The organism is Streptomyces sp. PH10-H1, from assembly GCF_030063355.1.
Classification (GTDB): Bacteria; Actinomycetota; Actinomycetes; order Streptomycetales; family Streptomycetaceae; genus Actinacidiphila.
Window position 1 is genome coordinate 1 of sequence record NZ_JASISZ010000198.1, and the last position, 1,818, is coordinate 1,818.

Annotated in this window: 2 protein-coding genes and 1 pseudogene; 1 reads left to right on the forward strand and 2 read right to left on the reverse strand. The window is 65.5% G+C overall.

The annotated features are described in order from the left end of the window. Window positions 1–207: 207 nt before the first annotated feature. Window positions 208–555, reverse strand: a complete 348-nt coding sequence (locus tag QMK24_RS41160; RefSeq protein WP_283472035.1) for a DUF1330 domain-containing protein — start codon at window positions 553–555, stop codon at window positions 208–210. 156 nt (window positions 556–711) lie between these two features. After that, a complete protein-coding gene (locus QMK24_RS41165; protein ID WP_283472034.1) occupies window positions 712–1,242 on the reverse strand; it encodes an RICIN domain-containing protein in 531 nt (176 codons plus the stop codon). 200 nt (window positions 1,243–1,442) lie between these two features. Between QMK24_RS41165 and QMK24_RS41170 the strand changes: the two are divergent. After that, window positions 1,443–1,621 (forward strand): annotated as a pseudogene (locus QMK24_RS41170) (GNAT family N-acetyltransferase); the annotation flags it as partial. Between the last annotated feature and the right edge of the window lie 197 nt (window positions 1,622–1,818).

A 1,818-nucleotide genomic window follows, 5' to 3' on the forward strand; every position in this document is an offset into this window, starting at 1 on the left:
TGGGTGTCGTAACCGCGTCACTACCAAGGGGCCCGTTCTTTCATGCCCGCAGCCGTACCCGTACCTCCGTACAGATGGTCACCCGTGCCGTACGCCTCGAACGAGATCCGGTTTGCCACAACGCACTGAGCCGAGCACGCCACCAGACCCCAGCACCGCCTTCGACCTGTGGGGCCCGGCGCAGCTGCGCCGGGCCCGGACCTGGGGCTACTCGGTAGGTAGGGTCTCCCGCAGCGCCTTGGCGGTGGCAGTTGGGTCGTAGCTCTCGGGGACGCCCTCGACCAGGATGATGTCGCCCTCAATGTGCCGCGAGCGCAGCGGTGCGATCTCCTGGTATGCGGGTGAGTCCCACCAGGCCCGTGCCTCGGCGATCCCGGGGAAGCCGATCACCACGACGTGCCCGGGCCAGCTGCCCTCTTTCACCTCATGCTGTGCGGCGTGCACGAGGAATCGGCCGCCGTGCGGCTCGAATGTCGCGGTGATGCGCTCGATGTACTCAACGATCTCAGGGACCAGGGCGGCCTCTTGCAGGTGCGCTATGGCATAGGCGGGCATGGTGTCCTTCCAGTCGGTCGGGCTCGGTACGCCGCCGATCACGGCATGCGAAAGCACCCGGGTTGATGTGTGCGACCAGCCCCGCTGAGTCCTTGCCCTCGGCCGGAAGTCGGCCAGCTCGATGGGAGCGGGGCGCTGCCTGCGTCTCCTGGGTGTCTAGAAAGCGCCGGTGGGGGACCAGACGTTCTCCTCCTGCATGCTGCCGCAGCGGTACAGGCGGATCTGCGCGCCCTGGGTCAGGCCGCCCCAGGTGTTCAGGCAGTTGGCCGAGGCCACCTTGGGCTGGAGCTGGACGGCCCCGCCGTAGTAGGTCTTGTTGAACAGGCTGTCGCTGGGCGACGACAGGTTGCATTCGTAGAGCTTGAGGTGGTTGCCCGTGACGTCGCCGCCCTCCCAGTTGTTCAGGCACAGGGCCTGCTTGTCGCCAAAAGAGCGCGAGGCGACGATCCGGAAGTGGGTGGAGTCCGCCGACTCGATGGACCAGTTCTGGGCGTCGGTGCTGTTGCAGCCCCACGCCTGGACCTGGACGCCGGGTGAGAAGTTCCCGCCGGTCACGTCCAGGCACAGGTTGTTCGCGAACTTGATCTCCGTGTAGCCGTCGGCGTGGGCCGGGGTGGTGGCGACGGTGAGGGCCAGGATCGGAGCAGCGGCGGCGGCCAGGGCGGCTATGCGCTTGCGCATGAGCATGAGGGATTCTCCTGATGGGGTGTGCGGGGGACGGTTTCCCCTGTTGGAAGAGTGGGTCCAAGCGTGATCGATCATCAGCGCCACGACCGTGGATATTGCCAGATCGAAGATCGTCGGTAGCCGGTGCGCCGATGGGGAGATGAGTGATACACATCACATGTGGCGGGTTTATCGCAAAATCTGAAGTTGGACCCGCTGCTTTAGGCGTTCTCTCCGCATCCCGGGACTACGGCTACGGCCGCGCACTGTGGCGCGCTGCCATGACCGGGGGATGCGAGCCTGTCAGCTCCTCCAGACCGAAGTAGGAGGAGCCTCCGACCGCCTGTGCCAGGCAGAAGGGCTCACCTCTCTTGGCTTCGTTTGCTCCAGGATGGTTTGACGACCACGGCGCCCCATGGACGCCACCACTGACTCACCACACGACGGCGCCCGCTCCTTCTGCTCTTCCGTTCTAGTGTCCCGAGTCTCAGAAAAGCAATAGAAGTATGCTGAGGTCATGGCACGCATGGGACGACCGACGGTCGAAGTGGTTCTGACGGACGAGGAGCGCGAGACGCTGGCGCGTTGGTCGCGGCG